This window comes from Kitasatospora xanthocidica (assembly GCF_014656195.1).
GTDB lineage: Bacteria > Actinomycetota > Actinomycetes > Streptomycetales > Streptomycetaceae > Kitasatospora > Kitasatospora xanthocidica.
This window is the reverse complement of sequence record NZ_BNBY01000014.1, coordinates 132,128-153,602: the sequence shown is the minus strand read 5'-3', so window position 1 is coordinate 153,602 and position 21,475 is coordinate 132,128. Positions and strand designations below refer to the sequence as shown.

The 21,475-nt window shown below is 74.3% G+C and carries 18 protein-coding genes; 5 read left to right on the top strand and 13 right to left on the bottom strand.

All coding sequences use genetic code 11. The annotated features are described in order from the left end of the window. Nucleotides 1-115: 115 nt before the first annotated feature. The 5 genes from IE332_RS24150 to IE332_RS24130 form a co-directional block, all read right to left on the bottom strand. Nucleotides 116-703: a hypothetical protein gene (locus tag IE332_RS24150; RefSeq protein WP_189920041.1), complete on the bottom strand. Its 588-nt coding sequence runs from the start codon at nucleotides 701-703 to the stop codon at nucleotides 116-118. Nucleotides 704-963: 260 nt separating this feature from the next. Then, entirely contained in the window at nucleotides 964-1,635 is a 672-nt protein-coding gene (locus IE332_RS24145) for an amidohydrolase family protein (RefSeq protein WP_189920039.1), read from the bottom strand. A gap of 16 nt (nucleotides 1,636-1,651) precedes the next feature. Further along, nucleotides 1,652-2,872 carry a cyclic dehypoxanthinyl futalosine synthase gene (gene mqnC / locus IE332_RS24140; protein ID WP_189920037.1) on the bottom strand — a complete coding sequence of 407 codons (1,221 nt, stop codon included), beginning with the start codon at nucleotides 2,870-2,872 and terminating at the stop codon, nucleotides 1,652-1,654. Between the two features lie 95 nt (nucleotides 2,873-2,967). After that, on the bottom strand, nucleotides 2,968-4,665 hold the full coding sequence (locus tag IE332_RS24135) for a serine/threonine-protein kinase (RefSeq protein WP_189920035.1): 1,698 nt from the start codon (nucleotides 4,663-4,665) through the stop codon (nucleotides 2,968-2,970). Between the two features lie 325 nt (nucleotides 4,666-4,990). Then, nucleotides 4,991-5,920 (bottom strand): menaquinone biosynthetic enzyme MqnA/MqnD family protein, encoded by a 930-nt coding sequence (locus tag IE332_RS24130; protein WP_189920033.1) that lies wholly within the window; start codon nucleotides 5,918-5,920, stop codon nucleotides 4,991-4,993. Between the two features lie 374 nt (nucleotides 5,921-6,294). On the opposite strand from IE332_RS24130, the gene IE332_RS24125 reads away from it, so the two are divergent. After that, a complete protein-coding gene (locus tag IE332_RS24125; protein ID WP_189920031.1) occupies nucleotides 6,295-6,498 on the top strand; it encodes a cold-shock protein in 204 nt (67 codons plus the stop codon). A gap of 274 nt (nucleotides 6,499-6,772) precedes the next feature. On the opposite strand, the gene IE332_RS24120 is transcribed toward IE332_RS24125, so the two are convergent. Together IE332_RS24120 and IE332_RS24115 are read right to left on the bottom strand one after the other, a co-directional pair. After that, nucleotides 6,773-8,104: a dicarboxylate/amino acid:cation symporter gene (locus IE332_RS24120; RefSeq protein ID WP_189920029.1), complete on the bottom strand. Its 1,332-nt coding sequence runs from the start codon at nucleotides 8,102-8,104 to the stop codon at nucleotides 6,773-6,775. Between the two features lie 98 nt (nucleotides 8,105-8,202). Further along, entirely contained in the window at nucleotides 8,203-8,385 is a 183-nt protein-coding gene (locus IE332_RS24115; RefSeq protein WP_189920026.1) for a hypothetical protein, read from the bottom strand. 221 nt (nucleotides 8,386-8,606) lie between these two features. Here IE332_RS24115 and IE332_RS24110 point away from each other — a divergent pair, with 221 nt between their 5' ends. Further along, entirely contained in the window at nucleotides 8,607-9,821 is a 1,215-nt protein-coding gene (locus IE332_RS24110) for an MFS transporter (RefSeq protein ID WP_189920024.1), read from the top strand. Nucleotides 9,822-9,905: 84 nt separating this feature from the next. On the opposite strand, the gene IE332_RS24105 is transcribed toward IE332_RS24110, so the two are convergent. From IE332_RS24105 to IE332_RS24085, 5 genes are all read right to left on the bottom strand, one after another. Beyond that, nucleotides 9,906-13,196, bottom strand: coding sequence for an SdrD B-like domain-containing protein (locus IE332_RS24105; protein WP_189920022.1), 3,291 nt, complete (start codon nucleotides 13,194-13,196; stop codon nucleotides 9,906-9,908). A gap of 258 nt (nucleotides 13,197-13,454) precedes the next feature. Further along, the gene (locus IE332_RS24100) at nucleotides 13,455-14,591 is read right to left on the bottom strand and encodes a LacI family DNA-binding transcriptional regulator (RefSeq protein WP_189920020.1); all 1,137 of its coding nucleotides are present in this window, start codon (nucleotides 14,589-14,591) and stop codon (nucleotides 13,455-13,457) included. A gap of 32 nt (nucleotides 14,592-14,623) precedes the next feature. Continuing rightward, complete coding sequence (locus IE332_RS24095) at nucleotides 14,624-14,956, bottom strand: DUF4229 domain-containing protein (RefSeq protein ID WP_229928864.1); 333 nt, start codon at nucleotides 14,954-14,956, stop codon at nucleotides 14,624-14,626. A 150-nt stretch (nucleotides 14,957-15,106) separates the two neighbouring features. Beyond that, nucleotides 15,107-15,634: a GNAT family N-acetyltransferase gene (locus IE332_RS24090; RefSeq protein ID WP_189920018.1), complete on the bottom strand. Its 528-nt coding sequence runs from the start codon at nucleotides 15,632-15,634 to the stop codon at nucleotides 15,107-15,109. 10 nt (nucleotides 15,635-15,644) lie between these two features. Then, a complete protein-coding gene (locus IE332_RS24085) occupies nucleotides 15,645-17,066 on the bottom strand; it encodes an MFS transporter (protein WP_189920016.1) in 1,422 nt (473 codons plus the stop codon). A gap of 120 nt (nucleotides 17,067-17,186) precedes the next feature. Here IE332_RS24085 and IE332_RS24080 point away from each other — a divergent pair, with 120 nt between their 5' ends. Next, nucleotides 17,187-18,158, top strand: a complete 972-nt coding sequence (locus IE332_RS24080) for a GlxA family transcriptional regulator (RefSeq protein ID WP_189920014.1) — start codon at nucleotides 17,187-17,189, stop codon at nucleotides 18,156-18,158. Nucleotides 18,159-18,580: 422 nt separating this feature from the next. Here IE332_RS24080 and IE332_RS24075 read toward each other — a convergent pair whose 3' ends face one another. Continuing rightward, nucleotides 18,581-19,054: an ATP-binding protein gene (locus IE332_RS24075; protein ID WP_189920012.1), complete on the bottom strand. Its 474-nt coding sequence runs from the start codon at nucleotides 19,052-19,054 to the stop codon at nucleotides 18,581-18,583. Nucleotides 19,055-19,639: 585 nt separating this feature from the next. On the opposite strand from IE332_RS24075, the gene IE332_RS24070 reads away from it, so the two are divergent. Together IE332_RS24070 and IE332_RS24065 are read left to right on the top strand one after the other, a co-directional pair. Next, entirely contained in the window at nucleotides 19,640-20,215 is a 576-nt protein-coding gene (locus IE332_RS24070; protein WP_189920009.1) for a sigma-70 family RNA polymerase sigma factor, read from the top strand. Continuing rightward, nucleotides 20,212-21,447 (top strand): zf-HC2 domain-containing protein, encoded by a 1,236-nt coding sequence (locus IE332_RS24065; RefSeq protein WP_189920008.1) that lies wholly within the window; start codon nucleotides 20,212-20,214, stop codon nucleotides 21,445-21,447. Before IE332_RS24070 ends, IE332_RS24065 begins: the two co-directional genes overlap by 4 nt. Nucleotides 21,448-21,475 lie beyond the last annotated feature (28 nt).

Genomic DNA, 21,475 nt, shown 5'->3' with positions numbered 1-21,475 from the left:
CGCCCACCCGACCACCCACCGGAACCCCGACCCGACCACCCGCCCGACCACCCACCCGACCGCCCACCGGGCCACCGGCGCGACCGCTCGCACAGCCACCCCGGGCCGGCCCCCGTCAGTGCTGCCCGCGCCGCCCGCCCGCGCGCCGCTTCCGGCGGGAGCGCTTGCCGTGGGTTATCGCGGGCATCCCGTCGGCCAGCGTCTCCGCGGCCAGGGCGAGGTTGGCGGCCAGCCGCCCCTGCCCGGCGCGGACGGCGACGGCCTTCCGGTGCCGGCGGATGCGCAGCACGCAGATCACGAAGAGCGCGACGGCGACCGGCACGCTGAACCGGGCCAGGCCCACGCCGACGGGCTGCGGGTAGGTGTCACCGCAGATCCGGACCGCGCCCGCGTCGTCGGCGGCGTGCTCCAGGCAGACCGCGTCGCCGAGCCTGGTGCCGTCCGCGAGCGGCAGCGCGGCCGCGGTGTGCGGCTGGCCGCCCACCCGGTAGGTGACGGCGCTGTAGGTGCCGCCGCCGGTCGGGAGCTGGGTGACGACGCCCTCGACTCTCACCGGGTGCGCCTCGATCCGGTCGGCCTGGTCGGCCTGGCGCCAACCCAGCAGGCACATGCCGACGGCCAGCACGGCGCTGAGCACGGCGGCGAGGTACCAACCACGGCCCAACCGCGGGATGCGCGGCGGGGGAACGGTCGCGGTCTGCATGGTTCCTGTCCTGGCTTGCCTTCGGGGCCGGGGACGCGGCCCCGCCGCCCGCGGGGGCGGGCGGTGGTGTGGTGAGGGTACGGAGTGAGCTGTCCGGGATCGTATCCGCTGGCGGGCCCTCAGGTCACGGCGAAGGGACAATCACTACCGGCCACCGGCACCGGAGTTCGGGTGCACACGAAGGAAGTCCGGTGCACCGCAAGGGAATCCGGCTACTGATGAGTACGTCACACCGGCGCCGCCGTTCCCGGCCGGTCCGCTCAGCGCCGGCGGTACACCAACCGCCCGCCCAGCACCGTGGCCAGGCACCCGCCCGACGCCGGTTCGGCGCGCCCCTCGGCCGCGGCCGCGAACACCGCGAAGTCCGCCCGGCCACCGGCCGCCACCCGCCCGTACACGGCCTCCGCGAACGGCAGCACGGCCAGCGGGTCCAACGGCCCCGCGCCCTCGGAGCCCGAAACCCCCACGGAACCCGCAGAACCTCCAGCACCCCCAGAACCCGCCAGCCCCGCCACCCCCGACCGCGCCACCGCCGTCCGAACCGAAGCCCGCTCGAACGGCCCGTTCACCGCCGTCACCCCGAACCCGAGCATCCGCTGCAGTCCGCGCCGCGCGCTCGCCCCGCAGCGCGCCTCGTCCGTGGACCCGGCCAGCCCGTCGGCCACCGGCTCGACGCCGATCTCCTCCCGCGGATCCGGGTGGTACGCGCGTTCCAGCAGCCAGTGCCCGTACGGATTGCGCAGCCCGGGTGCGAGCACTGCCCGGCCCCAGTCCCGCACCCGCGCCCCGGGGTGCGCCGCGGCGAGTTCGCCGTACGGTCCGACCGCCTCGACGCGGTCGCCGCGCACCACCACCGCCCCGTCCGGGATGGGCGGGGCGGTGGGATCGGCGGGGTCGGGCAGCACGAACGCGGCCCGGTGCAGGGTCAGCACGGCGCGGCGAGCGTGCTCAGTTGTCCAGGATCTTCAGCTCGGGGTGCGCGGTGCCGCCCTCGATCGCCGTGGAGGCGATGTGCGAGGCGACCCGCGGGTCGACCGGGTCGTTGGCCGGGTCGTCCAGCACCCGCAGGTGCTGGTAGGTGGTCGAGCGCTGCGCCGGCACGCGGTCGGCGGCCCGGATCAGGTGGATCAGCTCGGTGAGGTTGGAGCGGTGCTTGGCGCCGGCCGCCGAGACGACGTTCTCCTCCAGCATGACCGAGCCGAGGTCGTCCGCGCCGTAGTGCAGCGACAGCTGGCCGGCCTCCTTGCCGGTGGTGAGCCAGGAGCCCTGGATGTGGGCGATGTTGTCGAGGAACAGGCGGGCGATGGAGATCATCCGCAGGTACTCGAAGACGGTGGCCTGGGTCGAGCCCTTCAGGTGGTTGTTCTGCGGCTGGTAGGTGTACGGGATGAAGGCCCGGAAGCCGCCGGTGCGGTCCTGCACCTCGCGGATCATCCGCAGGTGCTCGATCCGCTCGGCGTTGGTCTCACCGGTGCCCATCAGCATGGTGGAGGTGGACTCCACGCCGAGGCCGTGCGCGACCTCCATGATCTCCAGCCAGCGCTCGCCGGACTCCTTCAGCGGGGCGATCGCCTTGCGCGGGCGCTCCGGGAGCAGCTCGGCGCCGGCTCCGGCGAAGGAGTCCAGGCCCGCCTTGTGGATCCGGGTGATGGCCTCCTCGACGGAGACGCCCGAGATCCGGGACATGTGCTCGACCTCGGAGGCGCCCAGCGAGTGGATCACCAGCTGCGGGAAGTCGGCCTTGATCGCCGAGAACGCGCGCTCGTAGTACTCCACACCGTAGTCCGGGTGGTGGCCGCCCTGGAACATGATCTGGGTGCCGCCCAGCTCGACGGTCTCCGCGCAGCGGCGCAGGATCTCGTCGAGCTCGCGGGACCAGCCCTTGTCGCTCTTCGGCGGCACGTAGAAGGCGCAGAACTTGCACGCCGTCACACAGACGTTCGTGTAGTTGATGTTGCGCTCGATGATGTACGTCGCGATGTGCTCGGTACCGGCGTAGCGACGGCGGCGCACCGCGTCGGCGGCGGAGCCGAGCGCGTGCAGCGGCGCCGAGCGGTAGAGCTCGAGCGCCTCCTCCGGGGTGATCCGGCCGCCGGCGGCGGCCCGGTCGAGCACGGCCTGCAGGTCGGTGCTGGACGCATCGAGGGTGGTCGCTGCGAGCTCGGTCACCTGGCGGCCTTCTCTCTCTCAAGTGCTACTGGGGTACGGCCGAACCAGCCTACGCCAGGCCTTTCGGACGTCCTCAGCCGACTCAGCCGACGTCTTCAGCCCGCCGCCCCGTTCACCTTGCGCAGGGTCCCGGCCGGGTTTCCGCCGGGCGGGTCGGCGGAGGTGAACCGGACCGTCCCGTCGGACTGCAGGGTGAGCGTCTCCGCGTTGGCGCCGCCGGTGCAGGCCCCGGGGATGGAGGAGCGGACCAGCCGGGACCGGAACACCAGCTTGGTGTCGGAGACCGAGGTGAGCGTCCAGGCGCCCTCGCAGCTGATCGGGATCAGCCCGGAGACGCCGTTGCGGCTGGAGGTGGCCTCCTGGCCGACCGCCGACGGGCGGACGGTGATCGTGGTGGTGCCGCCGGGCAGGCCCTTGTCGGTGACCATGTCCCCGCTCCAGGTGCCGAGGAACGCGGCCGGCACCGCGTTCGGCCCGCCCGTCGCGGACGGCGAGGACGCGGCCGAGGCGGCCCCGGACGGAGAAGCGGCACCGGAAGCCGAACCGGACGCGGACGGACCGCCCGGAACGAAGGCCCCCGGCGAGGCGACGGCGTCGCCCGGGTCCACGGACGGAACCGGCAGCGGACCCCCGGTCGCCCCGGTCGGCCCCGACACCACCGGACCGGCACCGGGCCGGTGCCACCACTCGTACAGCCCGTACCCCGCGCCCCCGAGCAGCGCGAGCGCCAGCACCGCCGCCGTCGCGAGCCCGACCGGCCGCTTCCACGGACTGACGGGCTTCGGCGGCTTCGTCCACTCCGGCGGGTAGTAGCCCCGGGGCGCGTAGGTCGGAGTCGGCACCGGCTCCTCCCCCTCGGCCGGGGACGCCTCGGCCGAGGACGCGCCCTCCGGCTCGTCCTCCAGGTCCAGCAGTTCCACCGCGCCGCGTCCCACCCCCGCCGCCAGCGCGGGCGGCAGGAAGGCCCAGAGCCGGGCGGTGCCCACGCCCTCCGGGTCCAGCCTGGCGGCCAGCTGCCGCGGGGTGGGCCGGGCGGCCGGGTCCTTGGCGAGGCAGTCGAGGACGACCGGCCGCAGCCGCTCGGGCAGCCCGGCCACGTCCGGTTCCTCGTGCAGCACCCGGTAGAGCAGGACGGCCGCGCTGACCCCCTCCCCGAAGGGGTGCACGCCGGTGGCGGCGAAGGCCAGCACCGCGCCGAGCGAGAAGACGTCCCCGGCCGGGCCGACCGGCTGTCCGTTCGCCTGCTCGGGTGACATGAAGCCCGGCGAGCCGACCACATAACCCGAACGAGTGAGGCCGCTGGCCGCGTCCAGCGCCCGGGCGATCCCGAAGTCGATCAGCCGCGGCCCGTCCAGGGTCAGCAGCACGTTGGACGGCTTGACGTCGCGGTGCACCAGGTCGAGTCCGTGCACGTGGGCGAGCGCCCCGGCGAGCCCGACCCCGAGGGCCCGGACGGCCGGTTCGGGCAGCGGCCCGTACTCCTGGACGGCCACGGTGAGCGCGGGGCCCGCCACGTAGCCGGTGGCGACCCAGGGCTGCTCGCCCTCGGTGTCCGCGTCCAGGACCGGCGCCGTCCAGGTGCCGCCGACCCGCCGGGCCGCGGTCACCTCCTGCCGGAACCGGGCGCGGAACTCGGCGTCGTCCGCCAGCTCCGGGCGCACCACCTTCACCGCGACGGTGCGCCCGCCCGCGGTCCGCCCGAGGTAGACCCGGCCCATCCCGCCCGAGCCGAGCCGCCGCAACAGCCGGTAGGCGCCCACCTGGCGCGGGTCGTCCGACCCCAGTGCCCGCATGCCCCGCACGCTCCCCTCGCACGCGCACGCGCGTCCCCGGGCGGGTGCCCGGCCGCGTGCGCCGCCGCCGGGGCGCCTCCCGCGGGCCACCGCCGGACGCGCCTCGGGAGCAGACCGTACCGGCCCGCCCCCGTCCGGCCCACCGACGGGACCGCCGCACCGCTCACCCGGGCCCCGACGGCACCGCCCGCACAGCTACCGCCACGGCCGCGAACACCGACGCCGACCACCAACCACCGGCACACCGGCACACCGGCACCGCCGACGCCGCGGCCGCGGCCGCGAACACCACCACCGCCAACCGGCAACCGGCAACCGCTCCCGCCTACAGCGGCAGCTCCGCCGGCTCCAGCAGCCGCACCGCCACGTCCGGCGCGAAGCCGCTGTCGTGCGCGACCCGTCGGGCGAACTCGGCGACGCCCGCGAGCTGCCGCTCGCCGAGCGAGAAGTCGAGCGCCTCGCTGAAGTACCGCTCCAGCACGTCCGCCCCGAAGGCCTCCCAGCGGGCGGCCTGCTCGGCGACCTTGGCGGCCTCCACCAGCGACAGGTCGCGGGACTCCAGGAAGGCCCGGTGCACCGCCGCGGTCAGCTCCGGACGGCGCTCGGCGAACTCCCGGCGCACCGCCCAGACCGCGAAGACGAACGGCAGGCCGGTCCACTCCTTCCACATCTCACCGAGGTCGTGGACGGTCAGCCCGAGATCGGCGGCCTGCCCGAGGTAGGCGCGCAGCGCCGGGTCGCCGATCAGGACGGCGGCGTCGGCCTCAGCGAGCATCGCACTGAGATCCGGCGGGCAGCTGAAGTACTCCGGGCGCACGCCCTCGCGCTCCTCCAGGAGCAGCCGGGCGAGCCGGACCGAGGTACGGCTGGTGGAGCCGAGGGCGACCCGGCGGCCGTCGAGGTCGGCGAGCGGCACCTTGCTCACGATCAGGCAGGACATCACCGGACCGTCGCTGCCGACCGCGATGTCGGGAAGGACCAGCAGGTCATCGGCGTTGCGGAGGTACTCCACGCAGGTGATCGGCCCGATGTCCAGGCCGCCGTCGACGAGCTGGTCGCTCAGCTTCTCCGGGGTGTCCTTGGTGAGGTCCAGATCGAGCAGATTGCCGGTCCTGGCGAGTCCCCAGTAGAGGGGCACGCAGTTCAGGAACTGAATATGGCCGACCCTGGGCCTGACCGGCGTGTTCTCCCCGGCCGGGGTGTTCCGGGGCTCCCGCGTTCGCGCGTCCGGTGTTTGTGCGTCCGGTGCTGCCACTGAGCCGCTCCTTGCTGTTCGTGCGCCTCCCCGCAGCGTATGCCCGCCGTTCACGACGGCTCGCACCGGCCGCCCGACACGCCACCACGCGCCCCCAACACGCCTTTCCGCGCCCGCTCCCGGCCTTACGACACGCGCCTTCCGTGCCGAAAGCGACCTCTGGTCGTCACAGCGGCCGCATGCTAGCGTTGCCCTCAGTTGCAGTTTGATTCCCCTTGCAGTACTTGAAGCCTGCGGAGCATGTAACCGCAGGCTTTTTGTAGTTTTTCAGCAATATCGAAAAACTTCGGACTCGTTCCGGAGGCAGGGCGATCAGCGCAGCGGACCGGGAGCCACACGGTGTGGTCCCCGACACGCATCGCAAGGAGAACGGCATGGCTCAGGGAACCGTCAAGTGGTTCAACGCTGAGAAGGGCTTCGGCTTCATCGCCCAGGAGGGCGGCGGCCCCGACGTCTTCGTTCACTACTCCGCCATCAACGCGAACGGCTTCCGTTCGCTGGAGGAGAACCAGACGGTCACCTTCGACGTCACCCAGGGCCCGAAGGGCCCGCAGGCGGAGAACGTCACCGCTGTCTGACCATCCTCTGATGATCTGATCGCTCGGGACCCCGACGGGTCCACCGGCGGCTCCCGACAGCCGTCACCATGAGCACAAGAGCAGTACCCAAGGGGGCCCGCCTTTCGGTGGGCCCCCTGCCTTTTCCGGACGGGTCTCCGCACGGACGGGTCTCCGCGCGGACACGCCCGGACGGAGACACGGACGGGCCCTCCCCCGTCACCGGGAGAGGGCCCTTCACCGCACGTCGGCCGGAACCGAGCCGAGCTCAGCGGGCCGAGAGACCAGCAGGCCGTCAGGCCGCAGCCGCCCCCTGGACGGCGACCTTCGGGGCGTCCGTGTCGTACAGGTCGCCCGAGGGGCTGTTGTACGCGGCGACGTCGAGGATCTTCTCCCGCGCGGCGACCACGACCGGCACCAGGACCTGGCCGGCGACGTTGGTCGCGGTGCGCATCATGTCCAGGATCGGGTCGATGGCGAGCAGCAGGCCGACGCCCTCCAGCGGCAGGCCCAGGGTGGACAGGGTGAGCGTCAGCATGACGATCGCGCCGGTGAGGCCCGCGGTGGCGGCCGAGCCGACCACCGAGACGAAGGCGATCAGGATGTAGTCCTTGATGCCGAGCTCGATGTTGTAGACCTGGGCGACGAAGATCGCGGCGATCGCCGGGTAGATCGCGGCGCAGCCGTCCATCTTGGTGGTCGCGCCGAACGGGACCGAGAACGACGCGTACTCGCTCGGGACGCCGAGGCGCTCGGTGACGCGGCGGGTGACCGGCAGGGTGCCGACCGAGGAGCGCGAGACGAAGGCCAGCTGGATCGCGGGCCAGGCGCCCTTGAAGAAGTGCAGCGGGTTGAGGCCCGCGGCGAAGCGCAGCAGCAGCGAGTAGACGACGAACAGCACCAGCGCGCAGCCGACGTAGATGTCGAGGGTCAGCGTGGCGAAGGGCTTGAGCAGGTCCCAGCCGTACTTGGCGACGGACTTGCCGATCAGGCCGAGGGTGCCGAGCGGGGAGAGCCGGATGACCCACCACAGGGCGGTCTGGGTCAGCTCCAGCACGGACTCGCTGAGCTTGAGGACCGGCTCGGCCTTGGCGCCGAGCTTGATGATCGCCGCGCCGACCACGACCGCCATGAAGACGATCTGCAGCACGTTCACCTTGGCGAAGGCGTCGACGACGTTGGTCGGGAAGATCCCGGTCAGGAAGTCGATCCAGGTGCCCTTGGAGTCGAGCGCCTTGAGGCCCTCGGTCTTCAGGTTGGTGCCCCGGCCGGGGTTGGTCAGCAGGCCCAGGCCCAGGCCGATGGCGACCGCGATCAGCGAGGTGATCATGAACCAGAGCAGCGTGCGGGTGGCCAGCCGGGCCGCGTTGGTGACGTTGCGCAGGTTGGCGACGCTCACCACGATCGCGGTGAACACCAGCGGCGGGACGGCCAGCTTGAGCAGTTGGACGAAGATCTTGCCGATGGTCTCCAGGGTGGTGGCCAGCCAGGAAATGTCGGCGGCCCGGGCCAGGTAGCCGAGGCCGACGCCGAGCACCAGGCCGGCGACGATCTGCACCCAGAACGGTGTCTTGCGGATACGGGCGAGCACGGACGGCGACGAGGTCGCCTCGGGCGCTGTGGACATGGGGGTGCGACTCCGGGGGAGGGCGTTGCTGAACGGTGAGGTGTGCGGTGGAGCGGGCGGCACGGCGCGGGGCCGGACGGGAGGGTCGGGGCCCCCGGTCAGGGGCGTGCCGCCGCGGTACAGCTCAGGTCGGTGCGGCTCAGGAGGGTGCAGCTCGGGGCGGTGCAGCTCATGGCGCGACAACGGCGCGGACGGTCCACGGCGCCGGTCAGAGCGCACGGGCGGGCGGCGTCGGGCAGCGTGCCCGGGCCGTGCGTCCGCAGTGCGTCTGAGGCTGTCATGGCCGATACGTTAGCAGTAAAGGTTTGAGATGTTCAAAGTACTTGTTTGAGATCGAGCCAACTCTCTCCGCATCCGCACGTCACCCCTGACCTTGACTCCGGGCACGAACGAAGCTGACGCCCCATCAGTCCGGATCGCAGGCCCGGTTGACCGCCGAGCAGTTATACGTATAACTTTGTTGACGTCCCCGCCCCCGCCTGCCCGACCGGAGAAGACACCGATGGGCTACCTCGCCCTGCTCCGCGCCCCGCACGTCACCCGTCTGCTCCTCGGCACCCTGCTCGGCCGCCTGCCCGCCGGCATGACCGCCCTGGTGATCGCCCTCGCCCTGCGCGAGGCCGGCGCGCCGTACGGGCGGATCGGGCTGGCCACCGCCGCGTACGCGATCGCCGCGGCTGTCGGCGGGCCGGTGCTCGGACGGATCGTGGACCGCACCGGGCAGCCGCGTGTGCTGCTCGCCTCGGCCCTGGTGGCCGGCGGCGGGTACGCGCTGCTCGCACTCGCCCCCGCCTCCCCGCTCGCCGCACCGGTCGGCGCCGCGATCGCCGGCCTCGCCATGCCTCCGCTGGAGCCCTGCCTGCGCTCGCTCTGGCCGGACGTCGTCGAGGAGGAGCAGCTCGACACCGCCTACGCCTTCGACTCCGCCTCGCAGCAGATCCTCTACGTCGCCGGACCGCTGGCCGTCGCCGGGATCGCCGGTCTGTTCAGCCCGGTCGCCGCGCTCTGGGTGGCCGCCGGGCTCGGCCTGGCCGGCGCGCTGATCGTGGCCACCGCCGCACCGGCCAAGGCCTGGCGCGCCCCGGTCCGCGCGCACTCCGCCGGGCTGCTCGGCCCGCTGCGCTCCCCCGGCCTGGTGCTGCTGCTGGTCGGACTGGCCGGGGGCGGCTGGGCGGTCGGCGCCCAGAACGTGCTGTTCATCGCCTACGCCGAGCACCACGAGGGCGGGCTGCCGGGCGGCGCGGGCACCCTGCTGGCGCTGGCCGCGCTCGGCGGACTGCTCGGCGCGCTCGCCTACGGCGCGGTCAAGTGGCGGCACACCACCGCCACCCGCACCTGGGTGATGGCGCTCGCGATGGCCGCCTCCTACCTGCCGCTGGTCGCGCTGCCCGGGCCGTACCCGATGGCCGCGCTGGCCTTCCTGTCCGGGGTCATGCTGGCGCCGCTGCTCGCGGCGGCGTTCGTCCTGGTCGCCGAGCTGGCGCCGACCGGCACGGTCACCGAGGCCTTCGCCTGGCTGGTGACGCTCTTCGCCACCGGCAACTCGCTCGGCTACGCGGTCTCCGGCAACCTCGCCGAGGACTCGCTGCGGCCGGTCGCGCTCTGCGCGGCGGGCGGCATCGCGCTCGGCGGGCTGCTGCTGTTCGGCGCCAGGCGCTGGTTCCGCGCGGCGCCCGTCACGCCCGTCGCCGTGGCCCGGCCCGTCCCGGTGGGCTGAGCCCGCCCCATGAACGACCGCGCCCACCGGTGGTCTGGCCGGTGGGCGCGGTCTCTTCCGTTCTGGCTACGGGCCTACGGGTGATCAGCTGTGGCGGCCCCGGCGGCCCCAGGCGATCACGGTGAACAGCACGCCGCAGCCGAGGACGGCGATGCCGAGCACGGCCGGCAGCCATCCGGCCCCACCCGTGCCGGGCAGCTCGCCACCGTGGCTCGGCGACGGGTGCGGGCCGTGCGTCGGTGACCAGGGCTCACCCGTGGTCGGGCTCCAGCTCGGCGACGGGCTGTGGGTCGGGCTGTGGGTCGGGCTGTGCCACGGGCTCCCCGTCGGCGACGGCGAGCCCGTCGGGGACGGCGACGAGGTCGGCGACGGCGAGCTCGTGGGCGACGGCGACGAGGTGGGCGAAGGCGAGCTCGTCGGTGAAGGCGAGGGCGAGTTCGTCGGCGAAGGCGACGGCGAACTCGCCAGGACCAGCCCCATGTCCAGATCCAGGTCCTGCTGCCCGCCCGCGAGCCGCACCGTCTGGGTGAGCCCGGTGGCCGGGTCGGCGTCCGAGTCCAGCGCCGGATCCGTCCCGGCGTGCTGCACGGTGACCTTCGCCCCCTTCGGGATGGTCGCCAGGTCGAAGCGCACCGCGTACTGCCCGTCCGGCAGCTTGTCGAACAGGTAGCGCCCGCCGCCGTCCGTCACCGTGGTGACGGGCTTGCCCATCTTGTCCCGGACCGGCTGCCCGGCCCCGTCCAGCAGCTCCACCCGGACACCGGGCACTCCCGGGTCGCCCGGCTTCTGGATGCCGCTGCCGTCGCGGTCGACCCAGACGAAGTCGCCGAGCGAGTTGTTCGGCGGCACCGGCGCCTGCACGCCGACGCCGACCTTGGCGGGCTCGGCGGGCAGCAGCGGACTGCCGGTGGAGTCGGTCGCGGTGTAGGCGAAGCTGTTCCAGGCGAAGTCGGCGTTGCCGGCGTCCACCGAGGCGACCATCGACCAGGTCAGGGTGAACAGCCCGCCGGCCGGCAGGGTGCCGGGGCGGCGGACCCGGAACCAGGTGGCGTTGCCCGGTCCGGGGAAGGCGGTGCTCCACTGCGCGCCGGCGTCGCACGGCCCGGGCACGGTGATCGCACCGGTCAGGCAGGGGTTCGGCGAGGTGGTGTACTCGATCACCACGGTCGGGTCGTTGGAGGTCAGCGGCTGGGTCAGCGAGGGCGTCCAGGCGGAGCCGCGCGGGACGTCGTTTCGCAGCACGTACGAGTCGCCCGGGGTGGGCAGCTTGTCGTACGCGATGAACTCGGTGACCGGGTCGGGCGAGTCGTTGCGGACGGTCAGCCGGTAGGAGATGCCGCCGCCGGGGGTGGTGGTGCCGGTGCTGGCGTAGTCCTTGTCGAGGTCGCCCTTGACCTCCTTGAAGGAGCGCAGCACGGCCGGGACCTGCACCTCGACCTGGGAGGAGGCGTGGCAGACGGTCTCGGTGGTGTCGCCGTTGCCGTTGACGTCGTTGCTGTCCGGCACTCCGCCGTCGGTGCCGAAGTAGAAGCAGGAGACCGGCGCGGTGGCGCCCTCGGTGGTGACGTACACGTCGTTGGTGAGGGTGCCGGGCTGGGCGCTGCCGGCCACCTGGACGTCGATCAGGGTGCGGTAGGCCCGGTGGTCGTTGAGGTACATCATGTCGGGCGCGCCGGCCGGCCAGGTCATCTTGAGCAGCTGGCGGCCGTTCGCTCCGGGCAGCACCTGGACGGACTGCGGGGCGACGGACTCCGCGTAGGCGGGGTTGCGGCGGGCGCTGCCGTCCACGTAGACGAGGCCGGGCGGCAGCAGGTCGTACAGGACGAGCGGGGTGGCCAGGGTACGGCCGGTGCGGTTGTAGGGGACGACCTCGAAGGTGGCGATGCCGCCGGGGGCGAGGACGGCGCCGGCGGTGGTGGTCTTGGCGGCGCCGAGGTTGGTGGTCGCGGTGACGGTGGTGTCGGCGCAGGCGCTCGCCGAGGAGGTCTCGCCCGCGGCGTCGGTGCCGGTCACGTCCACGCAGTTGTGCAGCGGGGTGGGCGCGGGGCGGCCGTCGTGGCCGGGGGTGACCACCTGGGCGTGGAGCCGGACGGCGTTGCCCGGGGTCCAACCGGTGGGGATCGGGCCGTTCCAGGCGAAGCGCAGCCCGTCCAGCCAGCGGCCGGCCGGAATGCCGATCACGTCGTTGACCGGGTCGCCGGCGCCCTCGGCGAAGGTGATCCAGCGGGAGGTGGAGCCGTTGAACGGGCCGCCGGGGGTGAAGGTCTGCCAGGCCGGGTCGCCGTTCAGCCGGTACTGCAGGGTGAGGACGATGCTGGCGGGGTTCCACTCCGACAGCTGGAGGGCCTGCGGGAACAGCCAGTCGTAGAGGCCCGGGGTGGTGCCGGAGCCGGGATCGGTCATCACCAGGCTGGTGGCGGGCCCGGCGGTGTTGCCGGGGTACAGGTTGATGGAGGCGATGTTGCCGGAGACGACCGTGCTGTCCCACTGCTTGGCCGCGGTGACCTGGATGCCGGTGGCGGGCGGCTGGAAGGTGTTGGTCTGCGCGGTGGCGGTGGACAGGTCGCGGATCGGCTCGGGGCCGAGCGGGTCGCCTTGCAGGACCACGGAGTTGGTGGAGGTGGTGCCGCTGGGGAAGGTCGGGTCGGGGTAGTTGACGACCAGCACGCCGGGGATGCGGCAGCCGGCCTGGCCGTTGCCGGACCGGAACGCGCCGATGTCGTAGGTCCAGCGGTCCGGGTTGTCCGGGTCCTGGGTCCAGCCGGGCGAGCGGCCGGCGTCGACGACCGCGCCGGGCGGCAGGGTGTCGACCAGCCGGCTGGCGTCCAGGTCGACGTTGGGGACGCCGGAGGTGGAGCAGGCGCTGAACTGGTAGGTGACCGAGCGGCCGTCCTGGCTGCTGGTCTGGACGCCCTTGGTGACCTTGTAGTCGGGCTGGACGACCGCGGTGGTGGTGGCCGAGCCGGTCTGCGGGGTCTCCCCGTCGGCGGTCAGCGTGGCCGAGTTGACGGTGCTGGTGTTGTTCGGGGTGGTGAAGTTGGGGAACTTGAGCACGACCTTGACGGTCGCGGTGGTGCCCGGGGTGAGGGTGAGCAGCTTGATGTCGAGGGTGCCGCCGACCGTCCCCGCGGCCGGCACGGTGGAGTCCGCGACGTCCACGGTGGACCCGTCCGGAACCCAGCCGACGAACTCCATCCCGGCGGGGAGGCTGTCGGTGATCCGGCCGTTGGTGCAGTCGGTCACCGAGCAGGTGTAGCGCAGGGTGTAGGTGACGTTCTCGCCGGGCGCCACGGTGGCCCGGTCCACCGTCTTGGTGAAGGTGACGGCGGCTTCGGCGGGCGGGGCGGTGAGGGTGCCGGTGAGCAGGGTGCCCACGAGGAGGCCGAAGGCCGCGGCCGTTCGGGCTGCTCTGGACAGGCGTGGGGTTCGTGGTCGGGACGTCCGCATGCCGGAATCTCACCGTCCGCTCGCGCCGGTGCACCGACGACGCGAGAAGGACTGACCGGTAATCACCTGTTCGAACTAATCCGACAGATGGACGCGGCCCCCGAGGGGTCCCACCGCCCGGAGGACCTGTGCCAAGCGGCCCTGTGCCGAGCGGCCCTGCGCCGAGCGGCCCCGCGCCGAGAGGCCTTACGCCGCGGCGGTGGAGGCCCGGAGCACCAGCGAGGTGGCCAGCGGCGCCACCGGCTCCACCCGTTCCCCCCGCAGCAGGCCCGCCAGCGCGGCGGCGCCCGCCCGGCCCAGCTCCTCGCCGGGCAGGTCGACGGTGGTCAGCGGCGGGGAGAGCAGCGCGGCCACCGCGACGTTGTCCATCCCGACCACGGAGAGGTCCTCCGGCACCCGCAGTCCCAGCGCGGCGGCGGCCTGGTAGACGCCGGAGGCGACCACGTCGTCGTCGCAGATCACCGCGCGCGGCCGGTCCGCCGGGGCGAGCAGCCGGTCGGCCACGGCCCGCGCGGCCCGGTGGCCCTCGTTCAGGCTCACGCCCAGCTCCACCACGTCCAGGCCGAGTCCGCGCACCGCCCGCTCGAAGGCGGCCTGTCGCACCCGGAAGGTGTACGCGGCGTGGGTGGAGCGCAGCCGGCCGATCCGGCGGTGGCCGAGGGCGGCCAGGTGCTCGACGGCGGCCCGCATCCCGCCGGCCACGTCCAACTCGACGGTCGGGCGGGCCCGGTCGGTGCCCGGGTCGGCGTCCAGGAAGACGGCGGGGGTGTCGGCGGGCAGCTCGCCGAGCTGGCTGTCGTCCGGGGAGCAGATCAGCAGGCCGTCGAAGCGGCCCGCGGTGGCGGCCTCGGCGAGGGTCGCACTGCCCCAGCCCGAACTGACCACCACGGCCAGCCCGTTGCGGCCGGCCTCCTGGTGGACGCCCTCCAGCACCCGGCCGAAGAACGGGCCCTGCAGGTTCGGCACGGCCAGCAGGATCATTCCGCTGCGGCCCAGTCGCAGCTGCCGGCCGGCCGCCTGCGGGCGGTAGCCGAGGCTGCGCGCGGCCTCCCGGACCCGCTCCCGGGTGGCCTCGGAGACCCGGCGGCCGGCCTCGGCGCCGGAGAAGACCAGCGACACGGTGGCCTGGGAGACCCCGGCCAGCCGGGCCACGTCCCGCCCGGTGGGCCGGCGGACGGGGGCCGGCCAGGTGCCGAGCGAGCTGTCCGCGGCGGACTGCCCGGGCGGCGCGGACTCCGGGGTCGCGGGCACCTCGGCGGGCAGGTCGGCGGGCACCTCGGCGGGCGCGTCGGCCGGGAGGTCGGCCGGAAGGTCGGCGGACACGGTGGCGGGGGCGCGGTGGGCGGGGCCGGGGATCAGTTCTGACCGGCGGACGCGGCGCGGGCGGCGTCGTCCGCGGCGTCCTCCATGGCGTCCCGCTCCGCGTTGCGCGTGCGCATCCCGGCGACCTTGCCGCTGATCTGCGCGGACATCTCGTCGCGCTGCTTGCTCAGCAGCGCGTAGCTGAGCGGCGCGGAGGCGACCGCGGCCAGCAGGAACAGGAAGATCATGCCCGTCTGACCGCTGACCGGGATGACCTGGAAGTGTCCGAGCAGCAGGGCGACCAGCAGGCAGCCGAGGAAGATGCTGACCCGCATGGAGGTGTAGCGGAGCGTGGCGTGCGACTTCGCCGGGCCGTTGCTGCTCACTGGGGACACATCCTTCTCGTTCGCGGCGGCGGGTCCTGCCGGGGTCGGTCCACCAGTCAAGCATGCCTGACGGCAGACGCGGGCCGGAGGTCACCCACCGCGGCCGTCCGCTCCCGTGACAGAAGCCGTCCGCTCCCGTCCGGGGCGGGGTCAGCGCAGGTCGAGCCACATCGTGATGTCGTCGCGGTCGTCCCCGGGAGCGACCCGGATCGCGCCCGGCACCCGGCCGACCTCCCGGTAGCCGCTGCGGGCGTAGAAGTCCTCCAGCCCCAGGCCCCCGCGTGCGGTGAGCCGCAGCGACTGCAGGCCCCACTGCCTGGCGATCCGCTCGGCCTCGGCGAGCAGCCGGGCGCCGTGGCCGAGGCCCTGGAAGTCGGGGTGCACCATGACCCGCTTGAGCAGCCGCCAGTGCTCCATCGGCCCGAACCGCATCGACGCGAAGAACAGCACGCCGACCAGCCGGCCGGTGTCGCCGTCTCGCGCGGCCAGCAGCCGGTCCGGGCCGTCCGGCCCGACCCCGGCGAACTGGTGGTCGGCGGTGTCCCACACCTCCTCCTCGGTGACCGGGGCCACGAAGCCGACCGCGCCGCCGGCATTGGTGACGTCGGTCCAGAGCCGGACGATCTCCGTCCGCAGGTCGGGGTCGAGCTTGGGGTCCAGGGTGAAGGTGAGCGCCATGAAACGGAGCCTAGACCTCCGCGGTGACGGCCTTCCCCTGAGCACCGGTGGCACTGGTGGCACCACCAGGACCGGCAGCACCGACGGCCCCCGGCCCGCCGGGCCGCCCGGTGCGCAGCGCCAGGCAGAGCCCGACCGCGACCGCGCACAGCCCGCCGGCGGCGTACCAGGTCAGGTCGTAGTTCCCCAGCGCGTCGCGGGCCAGACCGGCCAGCCCGGCGACGACGGCCGCGCCGATCTGGTGGCTGGCCAGCACCCAGCCGAAGACGATCGGGGCGTCCTCGCCGAAGTGCCGGCGGCAGAGCGCGACGGTCGGCGGCACGGTGGCGACCCAGTCCAGGCCGTAGAAGACCACGAAGGCGAGGATCGGCGGCTGCAGCGATCCGGCCATCAGCTGCGGCAGCAGGAGCAGGGACAGGCCGCGCAGCCCGTAGTAGACGGTCAGCAGCATCCGGGAGTCGACCCGGTCGGTGAGCCAGCCGCTGAAGACGGTGCCGACCACGTCGAAGACGCCGATCAGCGCGAGCAGGCTCGCGGCGGTGGTGACCGGCATGCCGTGGTCGTGCGCGGCCGGGATGAAGTGGGTGCCGACCAGCCCGGCGGTGGTGGCGCCGCAGATCGCGAAGGAGCCGGCCAGCAGCCAGAACGCCCGGGAACGGGCGGCGTCGCGCAGCACCCGCAGCGAGCGGGCCAGGGCGCGGCCGTCGGTGGCGGCGGCGGGCGGCTCCTCCTCGGTGGCGCCGTACGGGAGCAGGCCGAGGTCGGCGGGCCGTTCGCGCATCAGCAGCAGGACCGGGACGGCGACGGCGGTGGCGGCGAGCGAGACCACGACCACGGCCGAGCGCCAGCCGTGCTGTTCGACCAGCCAGGCGCCGACCGGGAGGAAGACCAGGTTGCCCGCCGCGCCGGCGGCGGTCAGCACCCCGGTGACCAGGCCCTGGCGGGCCCGGAACCAGCGGCCGGTGATGGTGGTGGCGAAGGCGCCGGCCATCGAGCCGCTGCCGAGGCCGACCAGCACGCCCCAGCAGAGCACCAGTTGCCAGGGTTCGCGCATCAGCATGGTGAGGCCGGAACCGACCGAGATGGTCAGCAGCGCGCAGACCACCACCAGGCGCACCCCGAACCGGTCCATCAGGGCGGCGGCGAAGGGGGCGGTGAGGCCGTAGAGGGTCAGGTTGACGGAGGTGGCGCTGGAGATCGTCCCGAGCGACCAGCCGAACTCGTTGTGCAGGGCGTCCATCATCAGGCTCGGCGTGGAGCGGAAGCCGGCCGAGCCGAGCAGGACGAGCAGGGAGACGCCGGCCACCACCCAGGCGTAGTGAACCCGGCGGCGCGGGGCGGGTGTGGCGGCGGGGGCGGGTGTGGCGGCGGGTGTGGCGGCGGCGACGGATGTGGAGGCGGGGGCGGGCGTGGGGGCGCTGCGTTCGGTCACCCGGACGAGTGTCCCGGTCCGCCCGGACCGGGACGAGTGGCCTGAACGACAGCTTTCGCAAGAATCAGGCCACGGCCCGGCGTACGCTGGCCCGGACCCACCGACACCCGAGGGGACGACATGGCGCACCTGGTCGCGGTACTCGCCCTGGAGGGCGCGATCGCCTTCGAACTCGGCATCCCGGCCCGCATCTTCGGCGGCGCCAAGGACCCGGACGGGCGGCCGTACTACGAGGTGGCCACCTGCACGCTGGACGGGCGGCCGATCGCCACCAGCGCCGACTTCCGGGTCATGGTCGACCACGGGCCCGAACTCCTGGCGCGGGCCGACACGGTGGTGGTCCCGGCCTCCGCCGACTCCGGCCCGGCCGTCGCCGACGCCTGCTTCACCCCCGAGCTGGCCGCCGCGCTGGCCCGGATCCGGCCCGGCACCCGGCTGATGTCGATCTGCACCGGCTCCTTCGTCCTGGCCGCGGCCGGCCTGCTGGACGGCCGCCCGGCCACCACCCACTGGCGCTACACCGAGCGCTTCGCCCGGCTGTTCCCCCGGGTACGGCTCGATCCGGACGTGCTCTACACCGACGACGGCGACGTCCTCACCTCCGGCGGGGTCGCGGCCGGCGTGGACCTCTGCCTGCACGTGGTGCGCCGGGACCACGGCAGCGCGGTGGCCAACGCGGTGGCCCGCAACTGCCTGGTGCCGCCGTGGCGGGAGGGCGGCCAGAAGCAGTACGTCGAGGCCCCGAGCCCGGTGGACGCCGGCGGTCCCGGCACCGCGGCCGTGCGCGCCTGGGCCCTGGAGCACCTGGACCAGCCGCTCGCGCTGAGCCGGCTCGCCGACCGGGCGGGCATGAGCGTACGGACCTTCACCCGGCGCTTCCGGGAGGAGACCGGCGCCAGCCCCGGCCAGTGGATCACCACCCAGCGCACCGAACGGGCCCGCCAGCTGCTGGAGCGGACCGATCTGTCGATCGACCAGATCGCGCGGGAGTCCGGCTTCGGCACCGCCGCCTCGCTCCGGCTCCAGCTGCGCGGACGGCTCGACGTGGCGCCGAGCGCCTACCGGCGCACCTTCCGCACCGCTCCCCGGTAGGGGGTCGCCGGTACGGCCGGCGCGGTCCGCGGCGACCGCCCGGATCGTTACGTCCCGGTGGCCGGATTCCGACGCTCCACGGCGACACATCGGATGGCGGCAGGCCGCGCGCGCGCCTAGCGCTGAGCCGCCTGCCGCCATCCGATCGCGACGCTCGGGCCCTGAACCCGCGCCGCGGCCCCCGCACTCGCCGAGGAGCGGCCCGTGACCGGCACTCGCGGCCCCCCTCGCTGACACGTACCCCCTGGACAGCGGCACCGCGGCGGTGGACGGACGACCCCTCGGCGTCCCCTCGCGACGGAGAGCCGCACCCAAGCGTGATCAGTCGGATACGTCACGTCAATGGGTAGTCGGAAATTCGGAATGGTTGCGTCACCTTTCGGCCGGTGATCGCCACGGATCCCCGGCCGTCGCGACAGCCGCTATTGCGCCAAAGCCGCCCAGTCCACGTCGGCCAGCGGATCGGCGGGCCGGGCGTCGGCGCCGATCTCGCACCAGACCCGCTTGCCCGAGCCGTCCGGGTACCAGCCCCAGCGCTCGCAGAGCAGCTCGACCAGCTCCAGGCCGCGCCCGTTGGTCGCGTCCTCGTCCGCCCCGGCGTGCCGCGGGGCGGGAGCGGTCTCGCTCGCGTCCGCGACCTCCACCCGCAGCGGAACGGCCGGTCCGCCCTCCGCCGGTCCCCCGGTCATCGGCAGGCAGAGTCTCAGCACGGCCGGACAGCCGGTGTGCACCACGGCGTTGGTCACCAGCTCGGAGACCACCAGCACCACCGTCTCGGCCATCGGCGCGTCCGGGTCCACCCCGTGGTTCAACAGCCGCGAGCGCACCCAGCGACGGGCCCGGCCGACCTCGGCGGGGTCCGCCTGCACCGCCAGCTGTACCTGAAGAACCTGCACCGCTCCACCACCCGCACTCGCAGTTCGGCCTAGTCCCGATCGGGCCGGATCCTCCGGCCGGCGGGCCCTCGCACTCCGCCCGGCGCCACCCGAGCCGCACCCGGGCGACCGCCCGGCCCGTCCACCGCGCCCACTCGCCGGCGCCGACCCGTCGGTCGCGCGACGGCCGCGACCCGAATACGCCTCAGGATGGGCGGGCGGACGGACCGCAGCAAGCGCTTCGGGCATATTCCAGCGATCGGGGGACAGGGCAGTGCATACTGCCCCGCTCACTCTCGCGAGCCTCGTACCGGCGATCGTCCGGCCCGGGCCGACCCGCCGGTCCCGCAGTCCGGAACCTACCGCCGCGCGCCCCCGGCGCCCCGCCCGCCACTCGCGAACCACCCGTGCGACATATGTCCAGGGGCTCTCGAACAGCGGCATCGGCGGACGGTCCCACCAGCGGACCGTCGCACCGTCCGACGACCCCGCCCGCGCCGCGATCCGCGAGGACGGATTCCGTTCTTGCCGGATTCCCTCCGCCGCGGAGCGACCGCAAGATACCGTTGGGTAAGCCAGCGACCCCGGGCAGGAGGGTGGTTCCCGATGGCCACCCCGGAGCGGCCCCCGCGCTGGGACGAGCAGGTGCAGCGCCGCCTCGCGCGCGGCGAGGAGACCGCGCTCGGCGAGCTCTACGACCAGCTCGCACCGATGGTGCACGGCCTGGCCGGACGGATACTGGCCGACCCGACCGCCGCCGCCCAGCTCACCCGGGAGATCTTCGCCCACGTCTGGGAGCACCCCGAGGACTTCGACCCCGCCCGGGGCACCCTGCGTTCCTGGCTCGGCGCGCTCACCCACCGCCGCGCCGTCGAACGGCTGCGGGCCCGGCGGGCCGCCGAGCACGGACCGGGCGAGGACGGCCGGGGCACCGAGGACGAGATCCGCGCGGTGGCCACCGCCGCACGCGTCCAGTACGTGGTCGACTCCCTGCCCCGATCCCTGCGGGAGACCATCGCCGTGACCTACTACGACGGCCGCACCTACCGGGAGACGGCCCGGCTGCTCGGCATCGGCGAACAGGCCGCCAAGCAGCGGATGCGGCTCGGACTGGAGCTGCTGGCCACCGAACTGGCCGAGGAACGCGCCCGCCAGGACGAGGCCGGGAACGGGGAGACGTGAGCAGCACTGAGGAGCGGCACGACGCCCTGCGCTCGCTGCTCGGCGCCTGGGCCCTCAGCGCCTGCCCGGCCGGCGAGGCCGCCGAGCTGGAGCAGCACCTGAGCGCCTGCCCGGAGTGCGCCGAGGAGGCGGCCCGGCTGCGCGACGCGGCCGGCTGGCTCTCCCTGGACGAGCCGCTGGACCAGCCCGGCCCGCTGCGCCAGCAGGTGCTCGACTGGTGCCTGGGCCGCCGCCCGGCCGAACTGCCCGTCCCCTCCTGGGGCATGCCGTACACCGCGGAGACCGCCAAGCTCGACGCGCTGCTGCGCGACCTGGGCCCGGAGGAGTGGCAGGAGGTGGCCGAACTGCCGTGGCACGGCGGCACCGAGCGGCTGCGCCCGGCCGAGGTGATCGGCCGGCTGACCGCCGTGGACGGCTTCCTGGCGCTCGCCCTCGGCCTGCCCGACCCGGTGCCGGCCGCTCCCGGCGAGGCCTTCGCGGCCGCCGCGGCCACCGGACGGCGGGTGCCGCCGCAGGACCCGGCGCCCTCGGCCCCGGTGCCGCGCGTCCCGCCGCAGGGCGGCCCGTACGGCGCGATCACCGCGCGCACCGCCCGGCTGCTCGCCGACCAGGGCGCCCTGCCGCCGCAGTCGGTGCGCTCCCGGTGGCGGCGGCAGACCCACGACCTGGTGCGCGGCGCCGCGCTCGCCCCGCAGGGCAACACCCCGGTCGACTACGGCTGCGGCGTGCTGCCGCTGCGCGACGCCTTCGTGGACCGCGCCCTGGAGTGCTACGTGCACGGCGAGGACGTGGCCCGCGCGGTCGCCTACCCGTACGACCCGCCGTCGCCGCAGCACCTGCGGCAGATGGTGGAGCTGGTGGTCCGGATGCTCCCCCGGGCGCTGGCCGGACTGCGCGCCGCCCGCCCCGAGCACGCCGGGGCGCCGGGCGCACCGGCCGGCGCGGGCCCGGCCGGGCGTCGGCGGCTGCGGCTGGTCGTCGACGGCCCGGCGAGCGGCGAGTGGCTGGTCCCGCTGGACGGCGGCGGCCCGGACGGCGTGGACGGCCCGGCCGGCCCGGAGGCGGGGCGGGCCGGCGGGGAGCCGGTGGCCTCGATGGTGCTGGACGGCCTGGAGCTCTGCCAGTTGGCTGCCGCGCACCGCGACCCCGACCGGCTGCCGGTCGGCGAGCACGGTGACCGGGCCGCGGTCCGCGAGGTGCTGCACGCGCTCCCGCTGCTGTCGCGGCCGTAACCGCGGGCAGGGGTTCGAAGACCGGCCG